The sequence below is a fragment of the Staphylococcus sp. GDY8P85P genome, from assembly GCF_017892405.1.
Taxonomy (GTDB): Bacteria; Bacillota; Bacilli; order Staphylococcales; family Staphylococcaceae; genus Staphylococcus; species Staphylococcus borealis.
Window position 1 is genome coordinate 21,317 of sequence record NZ_JAESLA010000002.1, and the last position, 20,295, is coordinate 41,611.

General features: G+C 34.8%; 11 protein-coding genes. 9 read left to right on the forward strand and 2 right to left on the reverse strand.

All coding sequences use genetic code 11. From position 1 onward, the window contains the following. The first annotated feature begins 252 nt into the window (after positions 1–252). Both KA828_RS00680 and KA828_RS00685 read left to right on the forward strand, forming a co-directional pair. Entirely contained in the window at positions 253–8,685 is an 8,433-nt protein-coding gene (locus KA828_RS00680; protein WP_210125205.1) for a SasC/FmtB family protein, read from the forward strand. After that, positions 8,642–10,987, forward strand: a complete 2,346-nt coding sequence (locus tag KA828_RS00685; protein WP_210125206.1) for a DUF1542 domain-containing protein — start codon at positions 8,642–8,644, stop codon at positions 10,985–10,987. The genes KA828_RS00680 and KA828_RS00685 overlap by 44 nt, the downstream gene beginning before the upstream one ends. Before the next feature lie 95 nt (positions 10,988–11,082). On the opposite strand, the gene KA828_RS00690 is transcribed toward KA828_RS00685, so the two are convergent. Then, positions 11,083–12,333 (reverse strand): BaiN/RdsA family NAD(P)/FAD-dependent oxidoreductase, encoded by a 1,251-nt coding sequence (locus tag KA828_RS00690; RefSeq protein WP_075109361.1) that lies wholly within the window; start codon positions 12,331–12,333, stop codon positions 11,083–11,085. A gap of 269 nt (positions 12,334–12,602) precedes the next feature. Here KA828_RS00690 and KA828_RS00695 point away from each other — a divergent pair, with 269 nt between their 5' ends. The 7 genes from KA828_RS00695 (at position 12,603) to trmB (ending at position 19,942) form a co-directional block, all read left to right on the forward strand. Further along, on the forward strand, positions 12,603–14,240 hold the full coding sequence (locus KA828_RS00695; protein ID WP_193839202.1) for a putative polysaccharide biosynthesis protein: 1,638 nt from the start codon (positions 12,603–12,605) through the stop codon (positions 14,238–14,240). Continuing rightward, positions 14,237–14,932, forward strand: coding sequence for a pseudouridine synthase (locus KA828_RS00700; RefSeq protein ID WP_210125207.1), 696 nt, complete (start codon positions 14,237–14,239; stop codon positions 14,930–14,932). Before KA828_RS00695 ends, KA828_RS00700 begins: the two co-directional genes overlap by 4 nt. A gap of 17 nt (positions 14,933–14,949) precedes the next feature. Next, positions 14,950–15,375, forward strand: a complete 426-nt coding sequence (locus KA828_RS00705) for a YtxH domain-containing protein (protein ID WP_053030512.1) — start codon at positions 14,950–14,952, stop codon at positions 15,373–15,375. Between the two features lie 390 nt (positions 15,376–15,765). After that, positions 15,766–17,175, forward strand: a complete 1,410-nt coding sequence (locus tag KA828_RS00710) for a Cys-Gly-3M3SH dipeptidase (protein WP_210125208.1) — start codon at positions 15,766–15,768, stop codon at positions 17,173–17,175. A 3-nt stretch (positions 17,176–17,178) separates the two neighbouring features. After that, complete coding sequence (gene dat, locus KA828_RS00715; protein ID WP_210125209.1) at positions 17,179–18,027, forward strand: D-amino-acid transaminase; 849 nt, start codon at positions 17,179–17,181, stop codon at positions 18,025–18,027. Between the two features lie 458 nt (positions 18,028–18,485). After that, a complete protein-coding gene (locus KA828_RS00720; RefSeq protein ID WP_053030507.1) occupies positions 18,486–19,277 on the forward strand; it encodes a phosphotransferase family protein in 792 nt (263 codons plus the stop codon). 14 nt (positions 19,278–19,291) lie between these two features. Beyond that, the gene (gene trmB, locus KA828_RS00725) at positions 19,292–19,942 is read left to right on the forward strand and encodes a tRNA (guanosine(46)-N7)-methyltransferase TrmB (RefSeq protein ID WP_210125210.1); all 651 of its coding nucleotides are present in this window, start codon (positions 19,292–19,294) and stop codon (positions 19,940–19,942) included. A gap of 198 nt (positions 19,943–20,140) precedes the next feature. Here the strand turns inward: trmB and KA828_RS00730 are convergent. Next, on the reverse strand, positions 20,141–20,295 hold a 155-nt coding region (locus KA828_RS00730), incomplete at its 5' end, for a transposase (RefSeq protein ID WP_210125211.1).

Sequence of the window (20,295 nt, forward strand, 5' to 3'; positions counted from 1 at the left end):
TAGTCGTGAGGCTTGTTTTTTAGTATTAGGCACAATTAAAATGTATATAATAATAATATAATTTAAGCACATTTAAATTTGATGAATGTTCCATTACAATTAAAAATTTATTCTGGTTATTTCGGATAATCGATGATATTATAAAAAAGTATGATATCAATTGTATAAAATCATATGTAAAAAATTTAATAACACACTTTACTATTCATTATTACTACTACAACAAGACAACAACATCAAGGAGGAACAATAATGAATCTTTTTAAAAAACAGAAATTTAGTATTCGTAAATTTAGTGTAGGAATATTTTCCACTGTTATAGCTACACTGACTTTCTTTTCACATCCAGGTCATGCAGCAACACAAGAAGAAGAAAGTAATTCTTCGCAAATCACCTCACAACGTGTTAACTCTCAAAATGAAAATAAATCAAATATTAGTGATAAACAAATTAATACTCTTAGAACAATTAATACAAATGAAACAGCAACTACCAACCATGGAGAAGCAACAACGAATAACTTAGATGTTAATTCAAATAATGAACAACTTTCTGATTCAGAAAAAAATAATTCTGAATCTATTTCTGCATCCAATGCTGCTTTACATTCAAGTAGTACTGTAACTAATGAAACGATTAATAACGTTAATAAAACGAATCAAGTTGAAAATGAAAAACCTAAACATCACAGAGCAAAAAGATCTGCTGATAGCGGTGCTGCGACAGCAAATTCTGATGTTATGCGTAATAACGAAGTTAACTCAAATCAATTCGTAAATGGTACGTTTACAGATACATCAAATGGTGCGGTTATACCTACTAATGCAACTACTTCAGAAATGAATGATGCTAATAAAGTTACTGGTTGGCAGGTTAATAACGCTGACCAAACACAAATTCCACTTATATGGGGACCTAAAGCACTTCCACCATATAATCCATATGTGTTTAATTTAACAAAAAATAAGGTTGCTGCCGTTCTATCAAAATACACAGGAAATAATACTCCAGATAACGATAAAACCGTCGGACCTATTTATCAAGATATTGACGTTACACCTGGTTCTGAACTCCAATTGGAATTTATAGGAACTTCAATGGGGAATACGAACGGTATTAATGGGGTTAAAGTTTCTATTTTTGATGGTAATAATCCAACAGATTTACTTTATTCAGGTAGACCTAACACTGCTGGTAAATCCTTCGGTGTATTTAGAGGTGTATTCAATGTGCCTGATAATGTGACTAAACTTAGATTTTTATTTGAAACTTTTGACAAGAGAAGTTATGAGAGTGCTGGTGGAAGTAGATTATTGAAAGGAAGCAATAATTTCGGTGGTAGTGGATTAGCTGATGTTAAGTTGAACAGTGGTGCATATTTAAAAGCGACTACACATCAAACTGAATACACATCTACATCATCATCAACAACTGCCACTCAAGTTGATGCCACTTTAGAAGTTTCAATAGAAAATAAAGGTCATGCCCGTTCAAATAAAACGCAATACAAAGTTACCTTACCTGAAGGTGCAAAATTTGTTTCAGCAACAAATGCTAGATCTAACTATAATTCTGCAACTAGAGAATTAACACTAAATATAGATAGAATTGACCCTGGTACAACTAAAGATATTACTTATACCGTTACGTTACCAGCTTCTGTACCAATTAAGAAAGATTTTGAAGCAACGTTATTATATGTAACTGAAGGAATTAATATGAATAGACGTAATGGTAGTCGTGACTTTGGTTCTTCAGCTGACGACAATTATTTCAGATACGGTGGAACAAACATTTACATTAAATCTGAATCTGATCAAAAAAGAGGCAACACTTCTATAAATCGACAAACTGTCACTGTTAAAATGTTTAAAGATGCGCTACAACAAAAGGTAAACGAGATAACGACTCAATTACAGCAATTAAACCGCAGAGATTACTCATCAGAGGCATGGTCTGCAATGCAAAATGTACTAAATCAATCTAGACAAGTTTTAGATGAAAATGATGACACACCAATTAGTGATAGAAAGAGCCAGGCAAATATTAATGATTTAACACTACAGTTAGATAAAGAGAGAGCAAAACTTGAAGTTGATAAAGTTGCGAAAGAACGTCAAGCCATTATTAATGCTAATAATGATGCAACGCTAGATGAAAAAGAAGCTGCGCTCAACGTATTAAAGTCGAACTTAAGAGACAAAAATAATAGTATAGATGAATCTCACACAAGTGATGAAGTAACTCAAGTTAAAAATATAGCAATTGATGCTATAAGTGCATCAGATGTTACGCCAATTGTTAAGCAACGTGCAATACAAGCATTAGAAAGTAAAGCAAATGAAAAACTTGTTGCACTTGAAAATAATATTGATGCAACATTTGAAGAAAGAGAAATTGCGAAAACAAAGGTTAATGAGGAACTCATTAATGCTAAGAAAGAGATTGGAAATGCAACTACGAATCAAGAAGTAGATGCAATCAAAACGGATAGTGATAATGCAATAGATCAAGTTCAAACTAATGCAGTAATGAGAAATAAAATGAAACAAGCATTAGAACGAGCAATAGCTTCGAAAAAAGCGGAAATAGAAAGAAATGAAGATGCTACAGAAGAAGAGAAATTAGCAGCGAAAAATAAAATCGATGAAATTGCCAATCATGCTCGCACAAACATTGAACGTGGTGTACACAATGATGATGTAACTACTGCTAAAAATAATGCAGTAAATATGATTGGTAGTGTACAAGTTGATGCTGTAAAAAAAGCAGAAGCAAAATCGGCAATTGATGAAGCTGCTAGAGTAAAAAAAGCGGCAATAGATCAAGTTACAAATGCGACGGATGAAGAGAAAGTAATTGAAAAAGCAAAAATTGATGAAGCAGCACTAAATGCTAAAAACGCCATTGATAATGCTACGACTAATACGGGTGTAGACATGGCGAAAATTAATGGTGAAGATTCAATCAATAATATTCAACCAGAAGTTCAAAAGAAAGACCAAGCGAATTCAGCATTAGATGAAGCAGTCCGTATTAAAAAAGCGGAAATAGACAAAATAACAAATGCGACGGATGAAGAAAAAGCAGCTGCAAAAGCCAAAGTAGATGAAGCTGTGACTGCAGCGAAGAATGCGATCGATCATGCAACAAATAATGCGGGTGTAAATACAGCTAAAACAAACGGTATAACTACAATTAACAACGTTCAACCTATAGTTGTTAAGAAAGATGAAGCGAAAGCAGCGATAGATGAAGCAGCGCGTAATAAGAAAAATGAAATTGAGCAGGTACCAAATGCGACAGAAGAAGAAAAAGTAGCCGCAAAAACAAAAGTAGAAGAAGCAGCAACAATAGCGAAAAATGCAATCGATCAAGCAACAAACAATACAGATGTGGACACAGCAAAAAGTAGTGGCATAGATTCAATTAATCATGTCCAAATGACGGTAGTTAAGAAAGATGAAGCAAAAGCAGCAATAGATAATGCGGCAACAGCTAAGAAAGAAGCAATAGATCAAAATACAAATGCGACGGACGAAGAAAAAGCAGCTGCAAAAGCCAAAGTAGATACAGCTGTGACAGCAGCGAAGAATGCAATCGATCAAGCGACAAATAATGCGGGAGTTGATACAGCAAAAAGTAGTGGCACAAATTCAATCAATCAAGTACAACCAACGGTAGTTAAGAAAGATGAAGCAAAAGCAGCAATAGAAGAAGCGGCAACAGCTAAGAAAGAGGAGATTAATCGAACTCCGAATGCGACGGATGAAGAAGAAGCAACGGCGAAAGCAAGAGTAGATAAAGCTGTGAAAGTTGCAAAAAATGCGATAGACCAAGCAACTAATAACCAAGGTGTGGACACAGCCAAAGAAAGTGGGATTGAAACAATCAATCAAGTCCAAGCAACGGTTGTTAAAAAAGCCGAAGCGAAAACGTCGATAGATGAAGCCGCAACAGCTAAGAAAGCGGAGATAGATCGAAATGCAAATGCGACAGAAGAAGAAAAAATAGCTGCAAAAGCCAAAGTAGATGACGTTACAAGATTAGCTAAAGTTGCGATAGACCAAGCAACTAATAACCAAGGTGTTGACACAGCAAAAAGTAGTGGCATAGATTCAATTAATCATATTCAACCAGCGGTTGAGAAAAAGGATCAAGCAAAAGCAGCAATTGATAATGCGACAACAGCTAAGAAAGCGGAGATAGATCAAAATGCAAATGCGACAGAAGAAGAAAAAGTAGCGGCGAAAGTAAAAGTAGATGAAGCTGCAAAAGTTGCGAAGAGTGCAATAGATCAAGCAACAAATAATGTAGGAGTAGATGTAGCTAAAGAAAGTGGAATCGAGTCGATCAATAATATTCAACCAACGGTTGAGAAAAAAGACCAAGCAAAAGCAGCGATAGATAATGCGGCAACAGCTAAAAAAGTAGCAATAGAACAAAACACAACTGCGACGGATGAAGAAAAAGCGGACGCAATAGCAAAAGTAGAAGCAGCTGTGACAGTGGCGAAGAATGCGATTGATCAAGCAACAAACAATACGGGTGTGGACTCAGCAAAACAAAGCGGAATCGAATCAATTAATCAAATTCAGCCGACAGTGGTTAAGAAAGATGAAGCAAAAGCAGCAATAGATGGAGCAGCTACAGCTAAGAAAGAAGCAATAGATCAAAATACAAATGCGACGAACGAAGAAAAAGTAGCGGCGAAAGCAAAAGTAGATGAAGCTACAAAAACTGCGAAGAGTGCAATAGATCAAGCGACAAATAATGCAGGAGTAGAGACAGCTAAAGAAAGTGGAATCGAGTCGATCAATAATATTCAACCAACGGTTGAGAAAAAAGACCAAGCAAAAGCAGCGATAGATAATGCGGCAACAGCTAAAAAAGCAGAGATAGATCAAAATGCAAATGCGACAGAAGAAGAGAAATCTGCTGCAAAATTAAAAATTGATAAAGTAGTAGCTTCTGCGAAAAGAAAAGTAGAACAATCGACAAGTAATGATGAAGTAGAGACAGCAAAAAATAATGGTGTAGACTTAATCAATCATGTTCAATCAACGGTAGTTAAGAAAGCTCAAGCAAAAGTATTGATAGATGAAGCTGCTGATATTAAGAAAGAGGAAATAGATCGAAACACGAATGCGACAGAAGAAGAGAAATCTGCTGCAAAAGCGAAAGTAGACGAAGCTGTGACAATAGCGAAAAACGCAATAGACCAAGCAACTAATAACCAAGGTGTGGACACAGCCAAAGAAAGTGGAATTGAATCAATCAATCAAGTGCAACCAACGGTTGTTAAAAAAGATGAAGCAAAATCAGAAATAGACAACGCGGTACAAGCAAAGAAAGTAGAGATAGATCAAAACGCAAATGCGACAGAAGAAGAGAAATCTGCTGCAAAAGCAAAAGTAGACGAAGCCGCAACAACAGCAAAACAAGCGATAGACCAAGCAACTAATAACCAAGGTGTGGACACAGCAAAAGAAAATGGAATTGAATCAATCAACAATGTCCAACCAACGATTGTTAAAAAAGCTGAATCAAAAGCGTCTATAGATGAAGCTGCTACAGCTAAGAAAGCAGAGATAGATCGAAACTCAAATGCGACAGAAGAAGAAAAAGTAGCCGCAAAAGCGAAAGTGGACGAAGCTGCAAAAGTTGCGAAGAATGCAATAGATCAAGCAACAAATAATGCAAGCGTAGGCACTGCAAAAGCAACTGGCGTAGAAGCAATTAATCAAGTACAACCAACGGTTGTTAAAAAAGATCAAGCAAAAGCAGAAATAGACAACATTGCACAAGCTAAGAAAGCGGAGATAGATCAAAACGCAAATGCGACAGAAGAAGAAAAAGTAGCCGCAAAAGCAAAAGTAGACGAAGTTGCAACAGCAGCAAAACAAGCGATAGATCAAGCAACTAATAACCAAGGTGTGGACACAGCAAAAGAAAGTGGAATAGATTCAATAAATCATGTCCAACCATCTGTTGTTAAGAAGGACCTAGCTAAAGCAGCAATAGAAGAGGCAGCGACAGCTAAGAAAACAGATATAGACCACAATTCTAATGCGACAGAAGAAGAAAAAGTAGCTGCAAAAGCAAAAGTAGATGAAGCAGCAAAAGTTGCGAAGAATGCGATAGATCAAGCAACAAATAATGCAGGCGTAGACACAGCAAAAGAGAGTGGAATCGATTCAATCAATCAAATTCAACCAACCGTAGTTAAAAAAGCTGAATCAAAAGCAGAAATAGACAGTGCGGTACAAGCTAAGAAAGCAGAAATAGATCAAAATGCGACTGCGACAGAAGAAGAAAAAGCAGCAGCAAAAGAGAAAGTAAATGAAGCAGCAAAAGTTGCGAAGAATGCGATAGACCAAACAACAAATAATGCAGACGTTGACAGGGTAAAAGAAAAAGGAATCGATTCAATCAATCAAATTCAACCAACGATAATTAAAAAATCTCAATCAAAAGCACTGATAGATGAAGTCGCTGATAGTAAAAAGGCAGAAATAGATGAAAATACAAATGCGACAGAAGAAGAGAAAACAGCAGGGAAAGCAAAGGTAGATGAGTTCGCAACAAATGCGAAAAGTGAAATAGATCAAGCAACTAATAATTCAGGAGTGGATGCAGCAAGACTAAAAGGAATCGATTCAATCAATCAATTCCAACCAACGACTGTTAAGAAGGATCAAGCTAAAGTAGAAATAGACAACGTTGCACAATCTAAGAAAGCAGAAATTGATCAAAATGCAAATGCAACAGAAGAGGAGAAATCTGCTGCAAAAGCAAAAATAGATAAAGCAGTAAAAATTGCGAAGAGAAAAATCGATCAAGCGACAAATAATGCCGAAGTTGAAGAAGCAAAAAATAATGGCGTAGGCTTAATCAATCAATTCCAACCAACGGTAATCAAGAAATCTCAAGCAAAAGCGCTGATAGATGAAGTTACTGATAGTAAGAAAGAAGAAATTGATCAAAATATAACTGCGACAGAAGAAGAAAAAGCAGCTGCGAAAGCAAAAGTAGATGAAATTGCAATGGCCGCTAAAAAGACAATAGATCAAGCAACAAATAACGCAGGTGTTGACGTAGCAAAAGGAAGTGGAATTGAATCAATCAACAATGTCCAACCAACGGTTGTTAAAAAAGCAGCTGCGAAAGCGTCGATAGATGAAGCTGCTACAGCTAAGAAAGAAGAAATAGATCAAAACACAACTGCGACAGAAGAAGAAAAAGTAGCCGCAAAAGCGAAAGTGGATGAAGCTGCAAAAGTTGCGAAGAATGCGATAGATCAAGCAACAAATAACGCAGGAGTGGACGCAGCAAAAGAGAGTGGAATCGAATCAATCAATCACGTCCAACCAACGGTTGTTAAAAAAGCCGAAGCAAAAGCGTCGATAGATGAAGCTGCTACAGCTAAGAAAGCAGAAATAGATCAAAACGCAAATGCAACAGAAGAGGAGAAATCTGCTGCAAAAGCAAAAGTAGATGAAGCCGCAACAGCAGCAAAACAAGCTATAGATCAAGCAACAAATAACGCAGGAGTGGACGCAGCAAAAGAGAGTGGAATCGAATCAATCAATCACGTCCAACCGGCGGTTGTTAAAAAAGATCAAGCAAAAGCAGAAATAGACAACGTTGCACAAGCTAAGAAAGCAGAGATAGATCAAAACGCAAATGCGACAGAAGAAGAAAAAGTAGCCGCAAAAGCGAAAGTGGACGAAGCTGCAAAAGTTGCGAAGAATGCGATAGATCAAGCAACAAATAATGCAGGCGTAGACACAGCAAAAGAAAGTGGAATTGAATCAATCAATCACGTCCAACCAACGGTTGTTAAGAAAGCTGAAGCAAAAGCGTCGATAGATGAAGTTGCTACATCTAAGAAAGCAGAGATAGATCAAAACGCAAAAGCGACAGACGAAGAAAAAGTAGCCGCAAAAACAAAAGTAGATGAAGCCGCAAAAGTTGCGAAGAATGCGATAGACCAAGCAACAAATAATGTAGGCGTAGACACAGCAAAAGAAAGTGGAATCGAATCAATCAATCACGTCCAACCAACGGTTGTTAAAAAAGCCGAAGCGAAAACGTCGATAGATGAAGCAGCTAAAGCTAAGAAAGCAGAAATAGATCAAAACGCAAATGCGACAGACGAAGAAAAAGTAGCTGCAAAAGCAAAAGTAGATGAAGCCGCAACAGCAGCAAAACAAGCTATAGATCAAGTAACTAATAACCAAGGTGTGGACGCAGCAAAAGAGAGTGGAATCGAATCAATCAATCACGTCCAACCAGCGGTTGTTAAAAAAGATGAAGCGAAAGCGTCGATAGATGAAGCCGCAACAGCAGCAAAACAAGCTATAGATCAAGCAACTAATAACCAAGGTGTGGACGTAGCAAAAGAAAGTGAAATTGAATCGATCAATCACGTCCAACCAACGGTTGTTAAAAAAGCCGAAGCAAAAGCGTCGATAGATGAAGCAGCTAAAGCTAAGAAAGCAGAAATAGATCAAAACGCAAATGCGACAGACGAAGAAAAAGTAGCCGCAAAAGCGAAAGTGGACGAATCTGCAAAAGTTGCGAAGAATGCGATAGACCAAGCAACAAATAACCAAGGTGTGGACACAGCAAAAGAAAATGGAATTGAATCAATCAATCAATGTCCAACCAACGGTTGTTAAAAAAGCCGAAGCGAAAGCGTCGATAGATGAAGCAGCTACAGCTAAGAAAACAGAGATAGATCAAAACGCAAATGCGACAGAAGAAGAAAAAGTAGCCGCAAAAGCAAAAGTAGATGAAGCCGCAACAGCAGCAAAACAAGCGATAGACCAAGCAACAAATAATGCAGGCGTAGACACAGCAAAAGAAAGTGGAATTGAATCAATCAATCACGTCCAACCGGTGGTTGTTAAAAAAGCCGAAGCGAAAGCGTCGATAGATGAAGCTGCTATAGCTAAGAAAGCAGAAATAGATCAAAATGCAAATGCAACAGAAGAAGAGAAATCTGCTGCAAAAGCAAAAGTAGCTGAAGCCGCAACAGTAGCAAAACAAGCGATAGACCAAGCAACAAATAACCAAGGTGTGGACACAGCAAAAGAAAATGGAATTGAATCAATCAACAATGTCCAACCAACGGTTGTTAAAAAAGCCGAAGCGAAAGCGTCGATAGATGAAGCAGCTACAGCTAAGAAAACAGAGATAGATCAAAACGCAAATGCGACAGAAGAAGAAAAAGTAGCCGCAAAAGCAAAAGTAGATGAAGCCGCAACAGCAGCAAAACAAGCGATAGACCAAGCAACAAATAATGCAGGCGTAGACACAGCAAAAGAAAATGGAATTGAATCAATCAACAATGTCCAACCAACGGTTGTTAAAAAAGCCGAAGCGAAAGCGTCGATAGATGAAGCAGCTACAGCTAAGAAAACAGAGATAGATCAAAACGCAAATGCGACAGAAGAAGAAAAAGTAGCCGCAAAAGCAAAAGTAGATGAAGCCGCAACAGCAGCAAAACAAGCGATAGACCAAGCAACAAATAATGCAGGCGTAGACACAGCAAAAGAAAGTGGAATTGAATCAATCAATCACGTCCAACCGGTGGTTGTTAAAAAAGATGAAGCGAAAGCGTCGATAGATGAAGCAGCTACAGCTAAGAAAGTAGAAATAGATCAAAATGCAAATGCGACAGAAGAAGAAAAGGTAGCCGCAAAAGCGAAAGTGGACGAATCTGCAAAAGTTGCGAAGAATGCGATAGACCAAGCAACAAATAACGCAGGAGTGGACGCAGCAAAAGAAAATGGAATTGAATCAATCAACAATGTCCAACCAACGGTTGTTAAAAAAGCCGAAGCGAAAGCGTCGATAGATGAAGCAGCTACAGCTAAGAAAGCAGAAATAGATCAAAATGCAAATGCGACAGAAGAGGAGAAATCTGCTGCAAAAGCAAAAGTAGACGAAGCCGCAACAGTAGCAAAACAAGCGATAGACCAAGCAACAAATAACCAAGGTGTGGACACAGCAAAAGAAAATGGAATTGAATCAATCAACAATGTCCAACCAACGGTTGTTAAAAAAGCCGAAGCGAAAGCGTCGATAGATGAAGCAGCTACAGCTAAGAAAGTAGAAATAGATCACAACGTAAATGCGACAGAAGAAGAGAAATCTGCTGCAAAAGCAAAAGTAGACGAAGCCGCAACAGTAGCAAAACAAGCGATAGATAAAGCGGTTAACAACTCTGAAGTCGATAATGCGATTGATGTAGGTAAAACGGCCATCAATAATATTGAAGCTGATAATTCAGCAAAATCAAAAGCAATTAAGCACTTACAGGAATTAGTCAAACAACAGATGACAAAAATAGATTCTAATCACTTGGCAACTGAAGAAGAAAAAGCCAAAGCAAAACAAATGATTAAACTACTTTTTGAAAAAGCTAAAATTGAAATAGAAAAAGCTAAAACATCTTATAAAGTGAAAAAAATAGATGCAGAATATAGCAAATTAATTACTAAAACTGTACCTGAAAATAAAGCTAAATTAATTGCTAAGAAAAAAATTGAAAAAATAGCTAGACAATTGAAAAATAAAATAAATAATATGAATGGTGTTTCAAATGAGGAAAAAGTTAGAATTAAAGTCATCATTGAACAAATAGTTAAAAAATCATTCAAAGATATTGATCTTGCTTCAAGAAATAATACAATAAATAAGATAGTAAATGATGTTAAACTTCAATTTGCAAATATTAAAATTAACAAGCAAAATAATAAAAAATCACTTAGCAATAATGAAAATGCAAGTGTGATAGTAACTACTGAACAACATAAAACTAATAAAGCCTATCATAAAGTTAGAAATGAAAAAGGAAGATATCAATTACCAAACACTGGTATAAATAATGATAAATCAAGTCCATTAATTTCATTCACATTTGTAAGTGGATTATTCTTAATTTTAAGATCAATGAGAAGAAGAGCGTCGAAGTAAAAAATCAGATTTATATTTAATGGATTGCAAGATGAATAGTAAACTCCCTAAGATTATTCTACATATTACTAGAATAATCTTAGGGAGTTCTTTTATTAAAATTTACCTGCTTCGTAACCTGCCACATGTCCTGTAACAAGTGCACTTGTAATATTATAGCCACCTGTATAGCCGTGAATATCTAATACTTCTCCACATAAAAATAATCCAGGTTGTAATTTTGACATCATCGTTTTTGGCCAAATTTCTTTTAAACTTACACCACCACCAGTTACAAAGGCTTTATCAATTGGTAAAGTGCCGTTCACTTTAAAAGTAAAGGCTTTAAAACAGTCAACTAATTTTTTTAGTTGTTGGTTTGATAGGTGATGATACGTAGTATTTTCATCGATTTGAGCTTGTTTGAGCATAAATAACAAATATCGTTCTTCTATAAGTCCTCTTAAACTGTTTTTTATATACTTATCAGGTTCTTCATTTAAAATAGATGTTATTTTTTCCTCTAGAACATGATTTTTGTATTCTGGAAAAACATCTAATTGCATATTAATTTCTTTTTTCTTTTGATTTTTTTGTTCTTTATAAACAAATTGACTACATCTTAGTGCTGCTGGTCCACTTATACCAAAATGAGTAAATATCATATCCATTTGATGGCTAATTCGTTTTTTACCGTTTTTCTTAAGTACAGATAATTCTACATCTTTAAGACTTAAACCTTTAAGCTTTTTGGATTTAATAAATTGTTCTGCTGAAGTAATAGGAACTTCAGTAGGGAAGAGTTCGGTAATGCTATGACCTAAACTTTCCGCAAACTTGTAGCCATCTCCAGTTGAACCTGTTTGAGGTACACTTGTGCCTCCAGTTGCAATGATGACACTTTTACTTAAAAATAAGCCTTTATCAGTTTTAACTTCAAATATCCCATTGTCTTCTACATTAATAGCATTGACGATCGTTTCTTCTTTAATATCGACTTTATTTTGTTTAATGGTGTTTACAAGTGTATCTACTACATCTTGAGATTTATTAGATACTGGAAACATTCGGCCGTGATCTTCTTCTTTTAATTTGACGCCTCTAGATTCAAAAAAGTGTATGATTGATTCGTTATCAAATACAGAAAATGGGCTATATAAAAATTTTCCATTGCCTGGTATGTTTTTTATTATTTCTGCATATGGTAATCGATTGGTAACATTACATCTACCACCGCCAGAAATTTTAAGTTTTCTACCTAAACCTTTCTTTTTCTCTAATAAAAGTACTTTTTCACTTTGTTCAGATGCGGCAACTGCAGCCATGAGTCCGCTAGGTCCACCACCTATGATTATTGTTTGATACATTGAGAAACCTCCGCCTTATTATCTTAGTGCTATTATTATAATTTAAATTACGATTGAATTCTTAACAATTTTAGTTATAATTTAAGATTGGTTCATTAACAAATGAATATATAACTTGATTTATTATGCGTTTAAACTTAAATTTAGTAAAACTATTAAAGTCATTAGTAAACAATTAGTATTTTGTGATATATTTTATAGTAATGCAAGCCCTTCAAAAAGGTTTTAAATTAAATAATTTGATTATTAAAAAGGCAGGAAGATTAAATATGAGTGAAAACAAGGAAATGGTAAGAGGTACCTTTCTCATTACATTAAGTATTCTAATAACTAAAATATTAGGTGTACTTTTTGTAATTCCTTTTTATGCCATTATGGGTGCAAATGCGGAAGAAAAGTTAGCACCATTTAACTATGCATATGTTCCATATAATATCGCAATTGCTATTGCAACAGCGGGAATACCATTAGCGGCCTCAAAATTTGTAGCTAAGTACAATGCTTTAGGTGCGTATAAAGTTGGACAAAAATTATATAAATCAAGTTTTATCGTGATGTCCATATCAGGAATAATAGGATTTTTAATTCTATTTTTCTTAGCGCCAGATATTGCTTCTTTAACATTAGGACGTAAAGAGGGCAAAGGCGGATGGACAATTGATGATATTACTTGGATCATTCGAGTGATAAGTATGGTAGTTGTATTTATACCGTTACTTGCTACATGGCGTGGTGTATTCCAAGGGTACGAATCCATGGGACCTACAGCTGTTTCTGAGGTAACAGAACAACTCGCTAGAATTGTGTTTATACTTATCGGAAGTTTCTTAGTATTAAATGTCTTTCATGGTTCTTACTTACAAGCAAATGGTGTAGCTACGTTTGCAGCCGCGATAGGTGCTATTGCTGGTTTACTAACGCTTTGGTACTACTGGCGAAAACGTAAGCCACATATTCAAAAAATGGTAGCATCTGATAATTCTGGACTAGATGTTTCTTATACTAAAATGTATAAAGAAATAATTTCATATAGTATTCCATTTGTTATTGTAAGTCTTAATTTCCCGCTATTTAATTTAGTGGACCAATTTACACACAATAATGCATTAGATGCAGCAGGATTCCATGCGAATAAAGACTATTTCTTTACTATCTTAAACTTTACAACAAACAAAATTGTTATGATACCAACATCATTAGCAGCGGGTTTTGCAGTTAGTTTAATACCATTTATTACCAAGACTTTTGCTGAAGGTCGCTTAACAGAAATGCATCGTCAAATTAGAACGTCTATTGGCGTATTAATGTACATAACAGTGCCAGCAAGTCTTGGAATAATGGCATTATCATCTCCTTTATACACTGTATTCTACCAATATAATCCAGATGGTAATAAAATACTATTTTACTATGCACCAGTTGCAATTTTAATTTCTTTATTAAGTGTAACTGCGTCAATGCTACAAGGGATTAACAAACAAAAATTAACAGTTTTTGTAATTTTAGGATCTGTGATTGTTAAATTAATCTTGAATATTCCATTAATTATGATATTCCATACAGCAGGTGCAGTTTTAAGTACAGCTATTGCGCTTACAGTCGCTAACATCGCGAACCTAATGATTTTGAAAATTTATGCTAAATTCCATTTTACAGATACATTTGTTCAAGTTGCTAAAATTTTCATTTATAGTTTAATCATGATGATAAGTGTTGAGGTTGTGTACTTTATTTTAAGCTTGTTCATATCTGTCGATCGTAAATCTGGAGCGTTTATTATTCTAATTATCGGCGTTATTGTAGGTGGTCTCATCTATGGCACAATTACAATTAAGAATAGATTGGCTGATGAGTTTTTAGGAGATTTACCTGGTAAAATTCGCCGAAAAGTTGGTTTCTTAAGATGAGATTAGATAAATTTTTAGCTAATATGGGTGTGGGAACACGTTCTGAGGTAAAGCAACTTTTAAAAAAAGGGAACGTTACAGTTAACGATTCGATAGAGAAATCACCTAAATGTCATATCGATCCAGAAGAGGATATTGTGATGGCAAACGGCAAACAAATTACGTTTATTAATCATATTTATATTATGCTCAATAAACCTAAGGGCTATATTTCAGCTACGCATGATGGAACGAATCGCACTGTCATAGATTTAATTCCAGAATATCAGCATTTAGATATCTTTCCTGTTGGTAGATTAGATAAAGATACTGAGGGATTATTGCTTATCACGAATGACGGTCAGTTTAGTCATGAATTGATGAGTCCCGTTAAACATGTATCAAAGACATATGAAGTCATCTCACAACATACGATATCTGATGATGATATTGAAGCTTTTAAGCAGGGGATCACGCTATCTGATGGACCAGTTAAACCTGCTTTACTAACAAGAGTAAATGAGACTACGTCACAGGTGACCATTTATGAAGGTAAGTATCATCAAGTTAAAAGGATGTTTCATGCCATTGAAAATGAGGTATTAGAATTAAAACGTCTTAAAATCGCTAATTTGGCGTTAGATGAAAATCTTAAATCTGGTGAGTATAAGTTACTCTCAGATGACGAATTAAAGCTTTTACAGCATTCATAAAGGAGAAGGTGTATACTATGTCTAAAACTACAGGCTTATTTAGAATTATTGCTGGTGTCGGTGCTGCAACTGCAGCAGTTGTATTATCTCGAAAAGAAAGTAGAGATAAATTAAAAGAGCAATATAATAAATACAAAGAAGATCCAGAAAGTTATAAAGAAAATGCAAAAGGATTAGCGAGCCAATTAGGTTCAAAAGCTAATGAAACAATTCAAGAGGTTAGAAATAACCCTCAAGAATACGCTAATCGCTTGAAAAATGATCCAAAATCATTTTTAGAAGAAGAAAAATCAAAATTTACTAATTTAGATGCAAACAAAGAAGATGCACTAGAAGAAGGTAAATTTGATGATGAAGGTGGCGCTACTGTTAATAATAATTTAAGAGTAGTCACTGAAGAAGATTTAAAGAAAAACAAAAATGCGTTAGAAGATAAAGATTAATTTTGTGATATATATAAGCGCATGAGAAATAACAATAGGATAATGCTACTTTGCCAATTTGTAGTAGCTGACTGAACTGAGAATACACTTAAATCATGCTTTTTCAGTTCTAGTCATCCTTGCGGGGGTGGGACAATGAATTTAAAAAGAATTCTGTCCCATCCTTTTTTTATAAATATGGAATGTAAGATTTGTATATAAAAAATTAAAGGTCATTGATATGTATGATTTGCACAAATTGCGTCATATAGCGTTTAAATATGGAGGTTTTATAAAATTTTTAACATAAATTTTTATAAAATCTATAAATATTCTGACATCTTACTGTAATTTTTCGTTATAGTTATGTAAAATAAACTGTATATTTATTGAAAAGGAAGTTGATCTCGAATGTGGAAAGAGAAAGTTCAAGAATATGAAGGTCAAATAATCGATGATTTGAAAGGTTTGCTTTCGATTGAGAGTGTCAGAGATGATTCAAAAGCATCTGATGAAACTCCAGTTGGTCCGGGGCCTCGTCAAGCGCTTGATTATATGTACGAAATAGCACAAAGAGATGATTTTTCTACCCATGATGTAGATCATATTGCAGGCAGAATTGAAGCAGGTAAAGGTGACGATGTTTTAGGTATTTTATGTCATGTCGATGTCGTGCCTGCAGGAGATGGATGGGACTCAGATCCATTTAATCCTGTGGTAACTGATGATGCAATTATTGCTAGAGGTACACTAGATGACAAAGGACCGACAATAGCAGCCTATTACGCAGTTAAAATTTTAAATGAAATGAAAGTTGATTGGAAGAAACGTATTCATATCATTATTGGTACAGATGAAGAGTCTGATTGGAAATGTACTGAAAGATATTTCCAAACGGAAGAAATGCCAGCATTAGGATTTGCACCTGATGCAGAATTTCCAGCTATTCATGGAGAAAAAGGAATCACAACTTTCGATTTAGTTCAAAATAGTACGTCTGAAGATCAAGATGAACCAGATTATGAATTGATTTCGTTTGAATCTGGTCAACGTTACAATATGGTACCTGATCATGCTCAAGCACGCGTATTTGTCAAAGAAAACATGACCGACGTTGTTCAGCATTTTGAACACTATTTAGATGAGCATAAATTACAAGGTGAGAGTGTCGTTGATAGTGGAGAGTTAGTCCTAACGGTTGAAGGTAAAGCCGTTCATGGTATGGATCCATCATTAGGTGTTAATGCTGGCCTATACTTATTAGATTTCTTATCAACATTAAATCTAAATCAAACAGCAAGAGAATTTGTAGACTTTAGTAATCGTTACCTTCACGAATCACATTTTGGTGAGAAGATGGGAATGAAATTCCATACAGATGTTATGGGCGATGTAACTACAAATGTTGGTATTATTTCTTATGATAATAAACATGCTGGCCGATTTGGCATTAATTTACGTTATCCACAAAATTTTGAATTTGAAGAAGCTATACAGCGATTTACTAAAGAAATTAAAGAATATGGATTTGATCTTGAATTAGGCAAAGTTCAGCAACCTCATTTTGTAGACAAAAATGATCCTTTTGTACAAAAATTAGTAACAGCTTATAGAAATCAAACTGGCGATATGTCTGAACCCTATACAATAGGTGGAGGTACATATGCTAGAAACCTTGATAAAGGTGTGGCATTCGGAGCCATGTTTGAAGATTCAGAGGATTTAATGCATCAAAAGAATGAATATATTACTAAAAAACAATTATTCAATGCAACAAGTATCTATTTAGAAGCAATTTACTCACTATGTGTGGAGGGATAAACTATGACAAAAGTATTTATTAACGGTGAATTTTACGATCAAAATGAAGCAAAAGTCTCTTATGAAGATCGTGGTTATGTATTTGGTGATGGTATTTATGAATACATTCGAGCATATGACGGGAAATTATTTACAGTTACAGAGCATTTCGAGCGTTTTATAAGAAGTGCTGTGGAAATACAATTAGATTTAGGATATACAGTCGAAGAATTAATTGATGTCGTTAGAGAATTATTAAAGGTAAATCAAATAAAAAATGGTGGCATTTACATCCAAGCTACACGTGGTGTCGCACCAAGAAATCATTCTTTCCCAACACCTGACGTAAAGCCTGTCATTATGGCATTTGCTAAAAGTTACGATCGACCTTTTGAAGATTTAGAAAACGGAATCAATGCAGCAACTGTAGAAGATATTAGATGGTTGCGTTGCGACATTAAAAGTTTAAACCTTTTAGGAAATGTACTTGCAAAAGAATATGCAGTTAAATACAACGCAAGTGAAGCAATTCAACATAGAGGCGATATCGTTACAGAAGGCGCTTCAAGTAATGTGTATGCAATTAAAGATGGTGCAATCTATACGCATCCCGTTAATAATTACATTTTAAATGGTATTACGCGTAAAGTAATTAAATGGATATCTGAAGATGAAGATATTCCATTCAAAGAAGAAACGTTTACTGTTGAATTTTTGAAAAATGCTGATGAAGTCATTGTTTCAAGTACATCTGCCGAAGTGACACCTGTTGTTAAGATAGATGGTGAGCAAGTTGGTGAAGGCAAAGTAGGACCTGTTACGCGCAAACTTCAAGAAGGATTTAATAAATACATTGAAACGAGAAGTAATTAATTAAATAAATAATTGATTATTAAAGAACGTACTGATTCTAAATTTATAGAATTTGAGTACGTTCTTTTTGATTTTATAATGTAAATAAATTTCATGAATTAAATTAAAAATACACAGTTTAAAGGTCTGGAAATGTGTTATAATAAAACCTAAAGATTGAAACGTAATTTAGCCATAATCGACTAGTAAAATGTATCTTTTTGTTTCTCATTTTCAGTTGAAAAAGAAGGCTAAAAATTATAAAATCATCATTGAGTGATAAAAGAGACGTATTTATTTAAATAAATGTTTGGGGACAGTAACATTTTATTTATAATAATGACTTATGTATAAAAATATAATTATTTTAGAAATATATAATCGTGTTTTCCAACAAACGATTATAACAAATTAGAATATATGGCTCTTGAAAACTATATTTCTCGAGCCATTTTCTAATTGAAAGTGAGGTGAACGAGTTGGAGCAGTTTTATCAATTAGGGTGGACACTTGATTCAGCAGGAGGTGCTTCTGGTGAAGCATATATGGCTGAACAGGACGGTCAAAAGCTATTCTTAAAGCGCAATTCTAATCCATTTATTGCAGCATTGTCAGCTGAAGGTATTGTACCTAAATTAGTATGGACCAAACGTATTGAAACAGGTGAAGTTGTCACAGCCCAACACTGGAAAAATGGCAGAGAACTTGAACCAGATGAAATGTATCAAGCACGTGTCGCTGCATTGCTTAAAAAGATTCATGGTTCTAAACCTTTACTGAATATGCTTAAACGTATGGAAATGGAACCCATCACGCCTAATATCATGTTGAAAAAGATTAATGCATCACTATCAAGAGAAGTATTAACGCATCACATTATTCGTAAATCATTAACATACCTTGAAGAACATATCCCCAATATGGATTCTCGTTTCTTTACGGTTGTACATGGAGATGTAAATCATAACAACTGGCTACTATCTGATAGAGATGAATTATTCTTAGTAGATTGGGAAGGCGCAATGATTGCCGATCCCGCTATTGATATTGGAATGCTGCTCTATAACTACGTTCCCGAAAAAAATTGGTCTGACTGGTTTAAGACGTATGGCGTAGAAGAAAGCATAGACTTAAATAAACGTATGAAATGGTACACAGTCATCCAATCAATTGGTATGGTTCAATGGTATGAAGAGCAAAAAAGATTCAAAGATATGAATAATTGGCTAAAATTTTTAAATGAGGTTATGAATAGTAATTTATTTATCTAAGGGAGATTTCAAGTATGAGAGTTCGCTATAAACCATGGGCGGAAGATTATTTAAAAGAACATCCTGATTTAGTAGATATGGATGGCACACATGCAGGAAAAATGTCAGAGTGGTTTGATAAAGAACAACCCATCTATATAGAAATTGGCTCTGGTATGGGGCAGTTTATAACAACGTTAGCCTCTAAATTCCCAGAAATTAATTTTGTATCTATGGAACGCGAGAAAAGTGTCATGTATAAAGTACTTGATAAAGTGAAAGAACAAGGCCTGACAAATTTAAAAATGATATGTAATGACGCTATAGAATTAAATGAGTATTTCAATGATGGTGAAGTTGCACGTATTTATTTAAATTTTTCTGACCCATGGCCGAAAAAAAGACACGCTAAACGTCGATTAACATATCATACTTTTTTAGAGCTATATCAACAAATCCTTAAAGAAGATGGAGAAATCCATTTTAAAACGGATAACAGAGGCTTATTCGCGTTTAGTTTAGAAAGTATGTCGCAATATGGTATGTACTTTACTAAATTAAATCTCAATCTTCATGAAGAAGATGATGAAGACAATATATTGACAGAATATGAGAAGAAATTTTCCGATAAAGGTTCTAGAATTTATCGAATGGAAGCAAAATTTCATAAAGGCATCGAACATTAATTTAAAGTTGTGACTTAGATCGTCATGAAAATTCACGGTAGATAGTGAGATTAAGTGAACGCTAATACACCACTTGTTATAGTTTGAAATGTCATTTTAAGAGTGGAACATTGAATTCGCCAAGAATTCTGTTCTGCTCTTTTCTGTTTATATATTCGGCTCTTCGTCAAATCGGACTGATGAGTCCTAATATTGAGATTAAGCAACCTTAGGTTGTTTAATCTCTTTTTTTGTTGTTGAGGCAAATAGTCGCGAAGTTATAATAATTCTATTACGTAAATTATCATAATTTCTATAACCAAAAGATACACTTTTAATGAGTTTGATTTTATTATTAATTCCTTCTAAAGGAC

Excerpts from the sequence above, each read along its gene's own strand:
- KA828_RS00680 (WP_210125205.1), top strand. The coding sequence starts at position 253 with ATGAATCTTTTTAAAAAACAGAAATTTAGTATTCGTAAATTTAGTGTA.
- KA828_RS00685 (WP_210125206.1), top strand. The coding sequence starts at position 8,642 with ATGGAATTGAATCAATCAATCAATGTCCAACCAACGGTTGTTAAAAAA.
- KA828_RS00690 (WP_075109361.1), bottom strand. The coding sequence starts at position 12,333 with ATGTATCAAACAATAATCATAGGTGGTGGACCTAGCGGACTCATGGCT.
- KA828_RS00695 (WP_193839202.1), top strand. The coding sequence starts at position 12,603 with ATGAGTGAAAACAAGGAAATGGTAAGAGGTACCTTTCTCATTACATTA.
- KA828_RS00700 (WP_210125207.1), top strand. The coding sequence starts at position 14,237 with ATGAGATTAGATAAATTTTTAGCTAATATGGGTGTGGGAACACGTTCT.
- KA828_RS00705 (WP_053030512.1), top strand. The coding sequence starts at position 14,950 with ATGTCTAAAACTACAGGCTTATTTAGAATTATTGCTGGTGTCGGTGCT.
- KA828_RS00710 (WP_210125208.1), top strand. The coding sequence starts at position 15,766 with ATGTGGAAAGAGAAAGTTCAAGAATATGAAGGTCAAATAATCGATGAT.
- dat (WP_210125209.1), top strand. The coding sequence starts at position 17,179 with ATGACAAAAGTATTTATTAACGGTGAATTTTACGATCAAAATGAAGCA.
- trmB (WP_210125210.1), top strand. The coding sequence starts at position 19,292 with ATGAGAGTTCGCTATAAACCATGGGCGGAAGATTATTTAAAAGAACAT.